11 protein-coding genes and 1 tRNA gene are annotated in these 14,081 nt (G+C 70.3%); 9 read left to right on the top strand and 3 right to left on the bottom strand.

Annotated features, from left to right (window positions below; translation table 11 throughout):
- Positions 1 to 9: 9 nt before the first annotated feature.
- Together tgt and queA are read right to left on the bottom strand one after the other, a co-directional pair.
- Complete coding sequence (gene tgt / locus FHP08_RS03220; RefSeq protein WP_147702838.1) at positions 10 to 1,140, bottom strand: tRNA guanosine(34) transglycosylase Tgt; 1,131 nt, start codon at positions 1,138 to 1,140, stop codon at positions 10 to 12.
- Positions 1,141 to 1,147: 7 nt separating this feature from the next.
- On the bottom strand, positions 1,148 to 2,266 hold the full coding sequence (gene queA / locus FHP08_RS03215) for a tRNA preQ1(34) S-adenosylmethionine ribosyltransferase-isomerase QueA (protein WP_147702837.1): 1,119 nt from the start codon (positions 2,264 to 2,266) through the stop codon (positions 1,148 to 1,150).
- Between the two features lie 65 nt (positions 2,267 to 2,331).
- Between queA and FHP08_RS03210 the strand changes: the two genes are divergently transcribed.
- From FHP08_RS03210 to FHP08_RS03185, 6 genes are all read left to right on the top strand, one after another.
- Entirely contained in the window at positions 2,332 to 3,579 is a 1,248-nt protein-coding gene (locus FHP08_RS03210; RefSeq protein ID WP_147702836.1) for an SAM-dependent methyltransferase, read from the top strand.
- Positions 3,569 to 4,996 (top strand): FAD-binding oxidoreductase, encoded by a 1,428-nt coding sequence (locus tag FHP08_RS03205; RefSeq protein ID WP_225879011.1) that lies wholly within the window; start codon positions 3,569 to 3,571, stop codon positions 4,994 to 4,996. Before FHP08_RS03210 ends, FHP08_RS03205 begins: the two co-directional genes overlap by 11 nt.
- 82 nt (positions 4,997 to 5,078) lie before the next feature.
- Positions 5,079 to 5,165, top strand: a tRNA-Leu gene (locus FHP08_RS03200).
- 160 nt (positions 5,166 to 5,325) lie between these two features.
- Positions 5,326 to 5,625 carry a hypothetical protein gene (locus tag FHP08_RS03195; RefSeq protein WP_147702834.1) on the top strand — a complete coding sequence of 100 codons (300 nt, stop codon included), beginning with the start codon at positions 5,326 to 5,328 and terminating at the stop codon, positions 5,623 to 5,625.
- 145 nt (positions 5,626 to 5,770) lie between these two features.
- Positions 5,771 to 7,156, top strand: a complete 1,386-nt coding sequence (gene gorA, locus FHP08_RS03190; protein ID WP_323808884.1) for a glutathione-disulfide reductase — start codon at positions 5,771 to 5,773, stop codon at positions 7,154 to 7,156.
- A gap of 65 nt (positions 7,157 to 7,221) precedes the next feature.
- Complete coding sequence (locus tag FHP08_RS03185; protein WP_147702833.1) at positions 7,222 to 9,366, top strand: FAD-dependent oxidoreductase; 2,145 nt, start codon at positions 7,222 to 7,224, stop codon at positions 9,364 to 9,366.
- On the opposite strand, the gene FHP08_RS03180 is transcribed toward FHP08_RS03185, so the two are convergent.
- Positions 9,363 to 9,587: a hypothetical protein gene (locus FHP08_RS03180; RefSeq protein ID WP_147702832.1), complete on the bottom strand. Its 225-nt coding sequence runs from the start codon at positions 9,585 to 9,587 to the stop codon at positions 9,363 to 9,365. The genes FHP08_RS03185 and FHP08_RS03180 overlap by 4 nt on opposite strands.
- 202 nt (positions 9,588 to 9,789) lie before the next feature.
- Between FHP08_RS03180 and FHP08_RS03175 the strand changes: the two genes are divergently transcribed.
- The 3 genes from FHP08_RS03175 to FHP08_RS03165 all read left to right on the top strand — a co-directional run bounded on the left by FHP08_RS03175 (position 9,790) and on the right by FHP08_RS03165 (position 13,916).
- Positions 9,790 to 11,487: a potassium/proton antiporter gene (locus FHP08_RS03175; protein WP_147702831.1), complete on the top strand. Its 1,698-nt coding sequence runs from the start codon at positions 9,790 to 9,792 to the stop codon at positions 11,485 to 11,487.
- Between the two features lie 102 nt (positions 11,488 to 11,589).
- A complete protein-coding gene (locus tag FHP08_RS03170) occupies positions 11,590 to 12,768 on the top strand; it encodes an acyl-CoA dehydrogenase family protein (protein WP_147702830.1) in 1,179 nt (392 codons plus the stop codon).
- A 2-nt stretch (positions 12,769 to 12,770) separates the two neighbouring features.
- Complete coding sequence (locus FHP08_RS03165) at positions 12,771 to 13,916, top strand: acyl-CoA dehydrogenase family protein (protein WP_147702829.1); 1,146 nt, start codon at positions 12,771 to 12,773, stop codon at positions 13,914 to 13,916.
- The last annotated feature ends 165 nt before the right edge of the window (positions 13,917 to 14,081 follow it).

Raw genomic sequence — 14,081 nt, 5'->3', positions numbered from 1 at the left:
GCCGGCGGCTCAGCCGACGCCGCGCGCCCGGTCGCGGTGGAACGCCGCGCGCCAGGCCTCGAAGCGCCCCGCGGCGATCGCTTCGCGCATCTCGCGCATCAGCGTCAGGTAGTAGTGCAGGTTGTGGATCGTGGCCAGCCGGGCGCCCAGGATCTCGTTGACCTTCTGCAGGTGGTGCACGTAGGCCCGCGAGAAGTCCGCGCAGGCGTGGCAGCCGCAGGTCTCGTCGATCGGTCGGGTGTCGTCGCGATGCCGCGCATTGCGCAGGCGCAGGTCGCCGAAGCGGGTGAACAGCCAGCCGTTGCGCGCGTTGCGGGTCGGCATCACGCAGTCGAACATGTCGATGCCGGCCGCCACGCCGGCGACGAGGTCTTCCGGCGTGCCCACGCCCATCAGGTAGCGCGGCTTGCCGGCGGGCAGGCGCGGTGCGGTGTGCGACAGGATCCGCAGCATTTCCTCCTTCGGCTCGCCGACCGACAGGCCGCCGATGGCGTAGCCGTGGAAGCCGATGTCCACCAGCCCGGCCAGCGACTCGTCGCGCAGCGTCTCGTACATGCCGCCCTGGACGATGCCGAACAGCGCGTTCGGGTTCTCCAGCCGATCGAACGCGTCGCGCGAGCGGCGCGCCCAACGCAGGCTGAGCCGCATCGACGCCGCGGCCTCGTCGTGGCCGGTCGGCACGCCGGCGGTCTCGTAGGGCGTGCACTCGTCGAAGATCATCGCGATGTCGGAGTCGAGCGCGCGCTGGATCCGCATCGATTCCTCGGGCGTCAGCATCAGCCTGTCGCCGTTGACCGGCGAAGCGAAGCGCACGCCTTCCTCGCTGATCTTGCGCAGCTCGCCCAGGCTCCAGACCTGGAAGCCGCCGGAATCGGTCAGGATCGGTTTCTGCCAGCCGTTGAAGCGATGCAGGCCGCCGAACTTCGCGAACACTTCGAGCCCCGGGCGCAGCCACAGGTGGAAGGTGTTGCCCAGGATGATCTGCGCGCCGACCTCGTCGAGCTCGCGCGGCGACATCGCCTTCACCGCGCCGTAGGTGCCCACCGGCATGAAGATCGGCGTCTCGACGACACCGTGATTCAGCGTGATCCGGCCGCGCCGGGCCAGCCCGTCGGTGGCCAGGAGTTCGTATTTCAGCATCGGCGGATCATAGCGGGTCGTTCGGATCGTGCCCGTCCGCACCCGGCGAGCGTTCGAGCAGCATCGCGTCGCCGTAGCTGAAGAAGCGGTAGCGCTGCGCGATCGCGTGCGCGTAGGCGCGCCGGATGGTCTCCATGCCGGCGAAGGCCGAGACCAGCATCAGCAGCGTGGACTTCGGCAGATGGAAGTTGGTGATCAGCCTGTCGACGACGCGGAAGCGGAAACCGGGCCTCACGAAGAGCCGCGTCTCGCCGGCGCCGGCCACCACCGCGCCGTCGTGCGCGGCGGCCACGCCCTCCAGCGTGCGCAGCGAGGTGGTGCCCACCGCGACGACGCGGCCGCCGGCGGCGCGGGTGTCGGCGATCGCCCGGGCGGTGGCCTCGGGCACCTCGTAGCGCTCGGCGTGCATCCGGTGCCGGCTCAGGTCTTCGACCCGCACCGGCTGGAAGGTGCCGGCCCCCACGTGCAGCGTGACCCAGGCCAGGCCGACACCTGCGTTGCGCAGCCGCGCGAGCATGGCCTCGTCGAAATGCAGGCCAGCGGTCGGCGCAGCCACCGAGCCGGCCTCGCGGGCGTAGACGGTCTGGTAGCGGCGCTCGTCCTCGGCGCCGGGGGCGTGCGTGATGTAGGGCGGCAGCGGAAGCCGGCCCTCGCGCTCGAGCACCTCCATGACCGGGTCGTCGAAGCGCAGGCGCCAGAACTCGTCGGCGCGCTCCAGCACCTCGGCGCCGCCGCTGCGCCAGGCGATCCGGCTGCCCGGCTTCGGCGGCTTGCTCGCGCGCAGCATCGCGATCGCCTCTTTCGGGCCGCTCACCCGCTCGACCAGGGCCTCGACACGCCCGCCGGTGTCCTTGACGCCGAACAGCCGGGCGCGGATTACCCGGGTGTCGTTGAGCACCAGCAGGTCGCCGGGGGCCAGCAGCGAGGGGAGGTCGGCGAAGAGGCGGTCCTCGAGGCGGGCTTCCGGACGCTCTTCCGGCCGAGCCTCGGCTCCGCCCGCCGCCGCCGCACCGTCTCCGGCCCCGCCCGCACGCACCACGAGCAGTCGCGAGGCGCCCCGCTCGGCGGGCGGATGCTGGGCGATCAGTTCGGGGGGCAGCTCGAAATCGAAGTCGGAAAGGCGCATGGGCTGGCATTCTAGAGTTTCCCGGCGCACGCTCCGGGAGCGGCCGGACCGCAGGAGGAAGGGCGTTGGCACTCTCGATCCAGGGCATCGTCGAGTCGATCGGGGCAAGGACCGGCACGCCGTTCGAGGTGGTCATGCCCGACGGCACGCGCTGGCGGACGGGCCCGGGCGAACCGCGCTTCGGGATCCTGGTGCGAAGCCAGGCGGCGCTGGTCGCCGCGCTCACCCGGGGCTACGTCGGCCTGCTCGAGGCCTGGTTCGACGGGAAGGTCGAAGTCCAGGGCGATCTCGGCGCGCTGTTCGCGGCCGGGGCGGTCGGCTACGGGCAGCTGGAGTCCCGCGCGGTCACGAAAGTCGAGAACCACCTGCTCGAATGGCGAAGTTCGAACCGCGACCCGGCTCGCGCCAAGGCGAACGCCCGCGCGCACTACGGACTGGGCGCGGACTTCTACCGGCTGTGGCTCGACGAGCCTCTGATGATGTACACCTGCGGCTACTGGCCGGAAGGGACGGCTTCGCTCGAGCAGGCGCAGCGCAACAAGATCGACCACGTCTGCCGGAAGATCCGGCTCGCCGAGGGCGAGCGCTTCGTCGACATCGGTTGCGGCTTCGGCGGCTTCATGTTCCGCGCGGCGCAGACCACCGGCGCGAGCGGCGTGGGCGTGAACACGGCCACCGAACAGGTCGAGTGGCTGCAGGGCGAGATCGCCCGGCGCGGGCTGCGGGACCGGCTCTGGGTGCGCGAGGCAGATTTCCGCGAGGTCGACGCGCAGTACGACAAGGTGGTGTCGATCGGCGTGCTGGAGCACGCCGGGCGCGACCAGCTGGCCGGGGTGGTGCGGGCGCACGCCGATTTCCTGAAGCCGGGCGGGCTCGGCATGCTGCACTTCATCGGCCACGTGGGCCGCTACGACACCGAGCTCTTCATCCGCAAGCACGTGTTCCCGGGCGGGTGGATCCCCTCGCTGGCCGACGTGATCGTCGAAATGGAGCGCTGCGGGCTGGAGATCCTCGACATCGAGAACCTGCGCCGGCACTACGCGCTGACGCTGGACGCCTGGGCCGGGCGCTTCCAGCGCCACTGGCACGCGATACGCGCGCTCGACGCCGCGCGCTTCGACGAGCGGTTCCGCCGGATCTGGCTGACCTACCTGATCGGCTGCGCAGAGATGTTCCGTTCGCCCGCCGGCTACACGCACCTGTTCCAGATCGTGTTCAGCAAGGGCAACGTCACGCGCGACGGCTACCCGATGGCGCGTGCTTTCCTCCATGCGGGCGCCGGCGATGCCCGAGGGGACGGCCGTGGACGCTGAGCGAAGGGCCCCTGGCCGTGAGCGGGAGGGCACCGGCCGCGCAGCGCGGGAGCCGCGAGCCGGGCAGCCGGCGCGCGAGGCCCACCAGGCGCGGCTGGCACGGGTCGTCGCGAGTCTGCGGGGCGACGGCGCAGGGCAGGCGGCGCCGCTGGGCCTGTCCAAGCGCACGTCCAATCTCTTTCGCGACCGGGCAGCCGGGCCGAAGCGGCGGCTCGACCTCGACGAGTTCACGCACGTGCTCGACATCGACCCGGCCGCGGGCTGGGTCGACGTCGAGGGGACGATCCGCTACGAGTCGCTGGTCGACGCGACCTTGCCTCACGGGGTGATGCCTGCGGTCGTGCCGCAGTTGAAGACGATCACCGTGGGGGGGGCCGTGGCCGGGGTCGCCATCGAGGCCACCTCGTTCCGGCAGGGGCTGGTCCACGACACGCTGATCGACTTCGACGTGCTCCTGCCCGACGGCAGCGTCGTCGCCTGCGCGCCCGACAACGCGCACGACGACCTGTTCTTCGGTTTCCCGAACTCCTACGGAACGCTCGGCTACGCGGTCCGGCTGAAGCTGAAGACGATTCCGGTCCGGCCCTTCGTGCGGGTCGAGCACCGTCGCCACGCCGGCCAGCGCGCCTTCTTCGACGACCTGGCCAGGCAATGCGACGGCGACGCGGATTTCGTCGATGGCGTGGTCTTCTCCGGCACGGACCTGGTGCTGAGCGCTGGCCGCTTCGTCGGCGAGGCGCCCTGGACCAGCGACTACGGCTTCGAGCGGATCTACTGGCGCTCGTTGCGCGAGCGGGAGACCGACTACCTGGGTGTTCACGACTACCTGTGGCGCTGGGACACCGACTGGTTCTGGTGCTCCAGGAGCCTGGGCGCGCAGAACCCGGTGGTGCGGCGGCTGCTCGGGCGCAAGCGGCTGAACTCGCGCTTTTACACCCGCGTGATGCGGGCCAACGCCCGGCTGGGGATCACGCGCGCGCTGGCCCGCTTGCGCGGGCGCTTCACCGAGTCGGTGATCCAGGACGTCGATATCCCCCTGGACCGGGCAGCCGGGTTTCTCGACTTCCTGCTGCGCGAGATCGGCATCCTGCCGGTGTGGATCTGCCCGATCCGCCCGGCGGAGGGCGGGCGCCGCTTCACGCTGTATCCGCTCGAGCCCGGCCTGCGCTACGTGAACTTCGGATTCTGGGACGTGGTCGAGACCGGCTCGCCGCGCGAGGCCGGTCACTTCAATCGGCTGGTCGAGCGCGAGGTGATGCGGCTGGGCGGCATCAAGTCGCTCTATTCGGACAGTTTCTTCACGCCCGAGGCGTTCGCGCGCGCCTATTCGATGCCGGCCTACGCGGCGCTGAAGGCCCGGTACGATCCCGACGGCCGGATGCTGGGCCTGTACGAGAAATGCGTGCTGCGGGCCTGACCCGGAGCGGCCGTTTGCCGGCGGCCGGGCGATTGCAGATAATGCGGGTCCGCTTCGCCGTGCGTCTCGCTCGGCGCTCCTTGCCGGAGTGGTGGAACTGGTAGACGCGCCGGACTCAAAATCCGGTGCCCGAAAGGGCGTGCGGGTTCGATTCCCGCCTCCGGCACCAGGTCTTCACGCGAGCGCCAGCCCGCGATCGAGACGATTTCGTTATCTTCTCGATCCCCAATCGTCACGGCCGGGCAACGCCTGCGTGAATTCGTGATCCCAGACTTCAGTCATCGGCAGCGCGGTGCTGTCGACCCGACCAAAGCTTCAAGGAGCACGTCATGATCAAGTTCGCACGCATCCTGGTTCCCGCCGTCTTCGCCCTCGGTGCCGCTGGCGCCAATGCCCAGCTGATCGAGACCGACTACCCGGTCGTCACCGGTTCGGTCGGCGCCGGCGTGGTGGCGCCCGCGCAGACCTCGGCCGCGCCGGCAGGCAATGCCGAGCCCTTCCTGATCCAGTCGAGCGCGGGCCCGGTCCAGGTGAACCCGGCCTACGAGAAGGCGAGTTCGCTCACGCGCGCCGAAGTGCAGGCCGGCGCCGAGATTCGCAACCCGATCGGGCCGGCCTTCTCGGCCTGACCTCCTCCGGTCACCGATTCGAAAGCCGCGCGGCCTTCAGGGTCGCGCGGCTTTCGGCATTTCTGAGACACTGCGCCGAAAGTCGCGCGGGCTGCGCGATCCGCAGGCAGGCGCGCGAACTGCTTGATCCGACTCGGTGCAGAGGATGGACATGGACAAGGACTACGACCTGATCACGATCGGCGCCGGCTCGGGCGGCGTGGCCGCTTCGCGCCGCGCCGCCGCGCATGGCGCGAAGGTGCTGGTCATCGAGGGCGATCGGGTCGGCGGCACCTGCGTGATCCGCGGCTGCGTGCCGAAGAAGCTGATGATGTATGCCGCCGGCTTCTCTCAGGCCTTCGAGGAGGCGCGCGGCTACGGCTGGCGGGATGCCGGCGGCCGATTCGAGATGTCGGACTGGGCGGCGGCCAAGGCGGCCGAGATCGACCGGCTCGAGGGGATCTATCGCAACTTGCTGTCCGGGTCCGGCGTCGAGCGCCGGGCCGGCTGGGCGCGCTTGAAGGGGCCGGGCGAGGTCGAGGTGAACGGCGAGGTGCTCCGCGCGCCGCGCATCCTGCTGGCCACCGGCGGGCGGCCCGCCGCCGACGCCTTTCCCGGATTGGAGCTGGCGATGACCTCGAACGAGGTCCTCGACCTGACCACAGTGCCGGAGTCGCTGCTGGTGATCGGCGGGGGCTTCATCGCGGTGGAATTCGCCAGCATCCTCGCCGGGCTCGGGGCGCGCGTGACGCTGGCCTTTCGCGACGTGCTGCCGCTGCGCGGCTTCGACGCGGACTTGCGCAGGCGGCTCGCGGACGCGCTGGCCGCGCGCGGCGTCGCGATCGCTTCGGGCGCGGGCTTCGCATCGCTGCGCAAGGTGGCGAGCGGGTTCGAGGTCGAGCGCCTCGACGGATCGGTGCTCGCCGCGGCCGCGGTGCTCAATGCCACCGGAAGACGGCCGAACACCGCGGGCCTCGGGCTGGACCGGGCGGGGGTGGCCACCGACCGCTTCGGCGCCGTCGTGGTGGACCACGACAGCCGGAGCACCGTGCCGGGCATCTGGGCGATCGGCGACCTCACCAATCGCCGCAACCTCACGCCGGTGGCCATTGCCGAGGGACGCGCCTTCGCCGACACCGAGTTCGGCGCCAGCCCGGCCCGCGTCGACCACCGGGTCGTCGCGGCCGCGGTGTTCACCGACCCGCCCATCGGGACAGTGGGCCTCACCGAGTCGCAGGCCGTCGAGCTCGGCCCGGTGGACGTCTACGAGTCCGAGTTCCGGCCGATGAAGACCGCCTTCGTGGGCGGCCAGCAGCGCAGCTACATGAAGCTGATTGCCGACGGCCTGAGCGGGCGCGTGCTCGGTGTCCACATGCTCGGACCCGATGCGCCGGAGATCGTGCAGAGCCTGTCGGTGGCGCTGACCTGCGGCGCCAGCAAGCGCGACTTCGACCGGACGATCGCGGTGCATCCCACCGCCGCCGAGGAGTTCGTCCTGATGCGCGAGCCGTCTCGGCGGCTGCCTGCGCGCGAACCGGGCAGGGCGGCGTGACGGATCCGCGGGGCGGCGCGCCGCCGGACCGGGTCAATCGGCCGGCAGGAGGGCCGGCCCGGTCGGTGACTCCGCGCCGCCGGGCGGTGATCCTTGCGATCGCTGCCGGGCTTGTCCTGTACTTCTGGCTCGACCTCGATCGATTCCTGAGCCTGGAGTCGATCGCTTCGCAGCAGGACCGGCTCGAGGCCTGGCGGGCCGCGAGGCCACTGGCCGCGGCGGCGGCATTCTTCCTCGCGTACGTGGCGGTCACCGCGCTCTCGCTGCCCGGCGCCGCGGTGATGACGCTGGCCGCCGGCGCGGTCTTCGGATTTGGCTGGGGCCTGCTGATCGTGTCGTTCGCGTCCACGATCGGCGCCACGCTCGCCTTTCTCGCCTCGCGAACGCTGCTGCGCGACTGGGTGCAGTCGCGCTTCGGGGGGCGCTTGCGCGCGGTGAACGAGGGCATCGCGAAGGACGGCCCGTTCTACCTGCTCACGCTCAGGCTGGTGCCGCTCTTCCCCTTCTTCGCGGTGAACCTCCTGATGGGGCTCACCCCGCTGCGCGCTCGCACCTTCTACTGGGTCAGCCAGCTCGGCATGCTGCCCGGCACGCTGGTCTACGTGAATGCCGGCACCCGCCTGGCGAGCATCGATTCGGTGGCGGGCATCGTCTCGCCCGGCCTGCTGCTTTCCTTCGCGCTGCTGGGCCTGTTTCCGCTGCTTGCGCGCAAGCTCGTCGAAGTCGCGCAGGCCCGCCGGGTGTATGCCCGCTGGCAGCGCCCGCGCCGTTTCGATCGCAACCTGGTGGTCATCGGCGCGGGATCGGCGGGTCTGGTCACCGCCTACATCGCCGCCGCGGTGCGCGCGAAAGTGACCCTGGTCGAGAGGCACCGGATGGGCGGCGACTGCCTGAACACCGGATGCGTGCCGTCCAAGGCGCTGCTCCGCTCCGCGAAGCTCCTGTCGCAGATCGGCCGCGCGAGGGAGTTCGGGATTCGCGACGCGCAGGCCGAGCTCGACTTCGCCGAGGTCATGGCCCGTGTGGGGCGCGTGGTGCGGCAGATCGAGCCGCACGACTCGGTGGAGCGCTACACCGGGCTGGGGGTGGACGTGATCGAGGGCAACGCCCGGATCGTGTCGCCCTGGGAGGTCGAGGTCACGGGGCGCGACGGTGGCGTGCAGCGCCTGAGCACGCGCAGCATCGTGATCGCGACCGGCGCACGACCGACCGTGCCACCGATTCCCGGTCTCGACGAAGTGGGCTTCCTGACCTCGGACACCCTCTGGGATCTGCGCGAGCTGCCGAAGCGCCTGCTGGTGCTCGGCGGCGGCCCGATCGGTTGCGAGCTCGCCCAGGCCTTCGCGCGATTCGGTTCGCAGGTTTCGCTGGTCGAGATGCAGCCGCGCCTGCTGTCGCGCGAGGATGCGGAGGTGTCCGAGCTGGTGGCGCGGCGCTTTGCCGAGGAGGGCATCCGCGTGCTGACCGGCCACGCCGCCGCGCGCTTCGAGATCGGGCAGGACGGGAAGACCCTGGTGGCGCGGGATGGCGATGCCGAACTGCGGATTCCCTTCGACGTGGTGCTCGTGGCCGTGGGGCGGACCGCCAACCTGGAGGGCTTCGGCCTGGAGTCCCTGGGCGTGCGCGCCGGCCGGACGGTGGAGACCAACGGTTTCCTGCAGACCAACTACCCGAACATCTATGCCGCCGGCGACGTCGCCGGACCGTATCAGCTGACCCACGCGGCCGCTCACCAGGCCTGGTACGCGGCGGTCAACGCGCTCTTCGATCCGTTCCGGAAATTCCGCGCCGACTACTCGGTGATTCCCTGGGCGACCTTCGTGGACCCGGAGGTGGCGCGGGTGGGGCTGAACGAGCAGGAGGCGCGCGCGCGGGGCATCGCGCACGAGGTGACCGTCTATGGCATCGACGACCTGGATCGGGCGATCGCAGACGGCGAGGCGCAGGGCTTCGTGAAGGTGCTCACCGCGCCGGGCAAGGATCGCATCCTGGGCGTGACCATCGTCGGGGCCCACGCGGGCGAGCTGATCGCCGAGTACGTGCTGGCCATGAAGCACGGGATCGGGCTCGACCGGATCCTGGGCACCATCCACGTCTACCCGACGATGGCCGAGGCCAACAAGTACGCGGCCGGCGCGTGGAAGCGCGCGCACGCGCCGCAGCGCCTGCTGCGCTGGGTCGAGCGCTTTCACGCCTGGCGGCGCGGCTAGGTCGTACCGGCCGAGGGATCCACCGGGCCGGCGGCGCCGGGCAGGCGAACGAGTTCCGGGTCCAGCCCGGCCCAGGCGTCGAAAGGCGTGATCAGGCCGGGCGCCTGGTCGCCGGCGGGCTGCCCGGCCGGCACGGGCGCGGGCGGCGCCGGTTCGCGGCCAGCGTCGGCGCCGGCCGATGCGATCAGCGCGGCCGCCAGCAGTGAGAGGAATGCGGTCATGTCGTTCTCCCGCGGGGTGGAGCCTCGATCCTCCGCCGCGCGGGTCACGTCAGGGTCACGGCGCGGTCACTGCGCGTCCGGATTCCCCGGCGAAATCGTCTCGCGGACATCCGGTTTGATATTCTGAAAACCGGCCGGCGTTCCGGCCTCCCCTCCCGCGGCCGCCTCACCGGCCGTTCCGCCTCTCCTCGAATCTCGCTGCATGGACGCAGTCAACCAGGTCTTGCTGGCCGGCGCGCTGGTCATGTTCGCCGGCATCCTGCTGGGCGCCGTTTCGTCGCGCCAGGGCATTCCTTTCCTGGTCGTCTTCCTGGTGGTGGGCATGCTGGCCGGCGAGGACGGCATCGGCGGCATCCAGTTCGGCAACTACAGCACCACCTTCTTCGTGGGCAACCTGGCGCTGGCGATCATCCTGCTCGACGGCGGCCTGCGCACCAAGCTCGCCACCTTCCGGATCGCGCTCAGGCCCTCGCTGGTGCTGGCTACGGCCGGCGTGCTGCTGACCGCGGTGCCGGTCGGGCTGTTCGCCGCCTGGGTGCTCGGCATCGACTGGCGCCTGGGCCTGCTGCTCGGCTCCATCGTGGGCTCCACCGACGCAGCCGCGGTGTTCGCGCTGCTGCGCGCCAGCGGCACCCGGCTGAACGAGCGGGTGGCCAACACGCTGGAGATCGAATCGGGCGTCAACGATCCGATGGCGATCTTCCTGACCACGCTGATGATCCAGGCGCTGATGATGCCGGAGACCTTCGGGTTGGCGGACCTGCTGTCCCAGCTCGCGATGCAGTTCGGCCTGGGCATCGTGCTGGGGCTGCTGCTCGGCCGCGTCATGGCCTGGATCATGAAGCGGGCGCAGGTGGGCGAGGGCCTGTCGGCGCTGCTGCTCTGTTCGGGCGGGGTGGCGGCTTTCGCACTGGTCAACTTGGTCGGCGGCAGCGGTTTCATCGCGGTGTACCTGGTCGGGCTGGTGGTGGGCAACCGGATTCGCCGCGCCGGCGAGAACCTGCTCAAGGCCATGGACGGCATGGCCTGGCTCGCGCAATCCAGCATGTTCCTGCTGATGGGCCTGCTGGTCAGCCCGTCCGAAATGCCGGCGATCGTGGTGGCGGCGCTGCTGGTGTCGGCCTTCCTGATGTTCGTGGCCCGGCCAGCCGCCGTCTGGCTTTGCCTCAAGCCCTTCGCCTTCGCGCCGCGCGAGGTCGGCTTCATGGGCTGGATGGGGCTGCGCGGCGCGGTGCCGATCGTGCTGGCCATGTTCCCGCTGCTGGCCGGCGTGCCGGACGCCAAGCTGCTGTTCAACGTGGCCTTCGTGGTGGTTCTCAGCTCGCTGGTCCTGCAGGGCGCCTCGGTGCCCCTCGCGGCGCGTCGATTCGGCGTGGGACTGCCGCCGCGCGACGAGCCGCAGGTGCGGCCCACGCTGTCCAACGACCAGCTTGCAGTGCTCGAGTTCCCGGTGGGCGAGCGCTCGTCGCTGGCTGGCGTCGCGCTCGAATCCCTGATCTTTCCGCCCGGGGTCAGGGTGGTCGGCGTTTTGCGCGAATCCAGGCTGATGGACGGCGCCGAGGCCGGCGCGCTGCAGCCGCAGGACGTTGTCATGCTGGTCGCGCCCGATCACGAGGTCGATCGCCTGTCCGAGATGTTCACCCGGGTCGAGGCCGCGGTGCGCCGGGCAGCCTGGGGCGATTTCGTGCTCGATGGCTCGGCCGGCTTTGCCGACGTCTGCGCGGCTTACGGTTGCGAGGCCCCGGCTGACTACGCGGACAAGAGCCTCGACGAGACCATGCGCAGCCTGGCCCCGCGGCTGGTCGAGGGCGACGAGGTCAGGGTGGCCGGCCTGGCGCTGGTGGCCCGCGAGATCGCCGACGGCCAGGTGGTGAAGGCTGGCTTGAAACTGGTCAGATAGCCGGACGACGGGCGCAGCCCCGGCCGGCGCCGGCAGGGCCTCCGCGTTAGCCGGCAGGGCCTCCGCGTTAAACTCTCGGGCGAACCGAACGCTGGAGACGTCATGGACCTGAACTACACCGCCGACGAGCTCGCCTTCCGCGACGAAGTGCGGGGCTGGCTGCAGGCGAACATTCCGCCCGAGCTGCGCGAGAAGGTGCTCAACTACGAAGAGCTGTCGAAAGAGGACCTGGTGCGCTGGCACAAGATCCTCGCCAGGAAGGGCTGGCTCGCGCCCTCGTGGCCGGTGGAATGGGGCGGCACCGACTGGTCGCCGGTCCAGCGCTACATCTTCGAGGAGGAGTACGCCTACGCCGGCGCGCCCCCGATCGCGCCCTTCGGCCCCACGATGTGCGCGTCGGTGCTGCTGAAGTTCGGCACCGAGGCGCAGAAGAAGCGCTTCCTGCCGCGCATCTACCACTGCGACGACTTCTGGTGCCAGGGCTACTCCGAGCCGGGTGCCGGCTCCGACCTGGCCTCGCTCAAGACGCGCGCAGAGCGCCGCGGCGACCACTACGTGGTCAATGGCCAGAAGATCTGGACCACGCTGGGCCACTACGGCGACTGGATCTTCTGCCTGGTGCGCACCGACAGCACGGTGGCCAAGAAGCAGGAAGGCATCAGCTTCCTGCTGATCGACATGAAGACGCCGGGCATCACCGTTCGGCCGCTGATCCTGCTCGACGAGGGCCACGAGGTCAACGAGGTCTTCTTCGACGACGTCGAGGTGCCGGTCGAGAACCTGGTCTTCGAGGAGAACAAGGGCTGGACCGTGGCCAAGTACCTGCTCGGCCACGAGCGCCTGAACACCGGCCGGATCGGCGCCTCCAAGCGCGAGATGCTCAAGCTCAAGGACATGGCCGCGCGCACGACCAAGAATGGCCGGCCGCTGATCGAGGATCCGCGCTTTCGAGACAAGGTGAGTCGCGTCGAGGTCGAGCTGATGGCGCTGGAGATCACCAACCTGAAGTTCGTCGACGAGATGCGCCGCACCGGCCAGATCGGCGCCGACGTGTCGATGCTGAAGATCAAGGGCACCGAGATCCAGCAGGCGATCACCGAGCTGCTGATGCAGGTGGCCGGCCCGATGGCCCAGAGCTTCAGGCCGGTTGACTACGACGGCTTCGACGACTTCATGGGCTCGATCGCGGCGCGCTACTTCAACTTCCGCAAGACCTCGATCTACGCCGGCTCGAACGAGATCCAGCGCGGGATCATCGCCAAGATGTCACTCGGACTCTGATCATGGACTTCCAGTACACGCAGGAACAGCAGCAGCTCGCCGACGCGGTCGGCCGGCTGGTCGAGAAGAGCTACGACTTCGAGTCGCGCAAGAAGATCGTCGGGTCGGCCGAGGGCTGGAGCCCAGAGGTCTGGGGCAGCCTGGCGGAAATGGGCCTGCTGATGATCCCGTTCTCCGAGGCCGATGGCGGCTTCGGCGGCGGCGCCACCGACCTGATCGCCACGATGGAGGCCATCGGCGCCGGCCTGGTGGTCGAGCCATTCCTGTCCACGGTCCTGGGCGGCCGGCTGGTCGCCAACGCCGGCAGCGCCGCGCAGCGCGAGGCTTTGCTGCCGGGCGTGATCGACGGCTCCACGAAGCTCGCGTTCGCGCACACCGAGCGCACCGCGCGCTACACGCTGTCGCAGGTCGAGCTGAAGGCGAGCAAGGCCGGCGAGGGCTGGCAGCTCGACGGCGAGAAGGTGGTCGTGCTGCACGCCCCGATGGCCGACCGGCTCATCGTGTCGGCGCGCACGTCGGGCGGCGCCGCCGACGAAGCGGGCCTCAGCCTGTTCGTGGTGGACCCGAAGGCGGCCGGCGTCTCGATGAAGACCTACCGGACCATCGACAACCTGCGCGCGGCGGAGGTGAGCTTCACCGGCGTGAAGCTGCCTGCCGACGCGCTGCTCGGCGAGGCCGGCCGGGCCTTCCCGGCCATCGACGAGGCGGTCGACTTCGCCACCGTGCTGGCCTGCTGCGAGGCCGTCGGGGCCATGCGTTTCGCCAACGAGACCACGCTCGAGTACCTGAAGACCCGCAAGCAGTTCGGCGTGCCCATCGGCACTTTCCAGGTCCTGCAGCACAGGATGGTCGACATGCGGATCAGCGCCGAGCAGTCGCGCTCGATCTGCCTGCTGGCGGCCGCCAGGGTCGACGCCGCCGCGCGCGGCGAGATCGACGCCGCCGAACGCCGGCGTGTGGTGTCGGCGGCCAAGATCAAGGTGTCCGACGCCTGCCGTCACGTGGGCCAGGAAGCCATCCAGCTGCACGGCGGCATGGGCATGACGCAGGAAATGAAGGTGGCACACAGCTTCAAGCGGCTGACCATGATCGCCCAGCAGTTCGGCGACGTGGACCAGCATCTGGAGCGCTTCGCGTCGGCCGCCTGATTCCCTGCCGGGATCGCGGCGCCAACGAGGGCCGCGGTCCCGGCCCGCTTCGTGAATGCGGCTTGCTCGCGGCATCGGCGAGCGTTGCCGGCTCCCGGGTCAGGGTGCGGCGTGGACGGTTGCAGCTGTAACCGAACTGTCATCCGCCGCCCTTAGTCTTCACAT

This window comes from Zeimonas arvi (assembly GCF_008039575.1).
GTDB classification, from domain to species: domain Bacteria; phylum Pseudomonadota; class Gammaproteobacteria; order Burkholderiales; family Burkholderiaceae_E; genus Zeimonas; species Zeimonas arvi.
The sequence above is the reverse complement of the archived record's forward strand: the minus strand, read 5'-3'. Positions and strand labels throughout refer to the sequence as shown.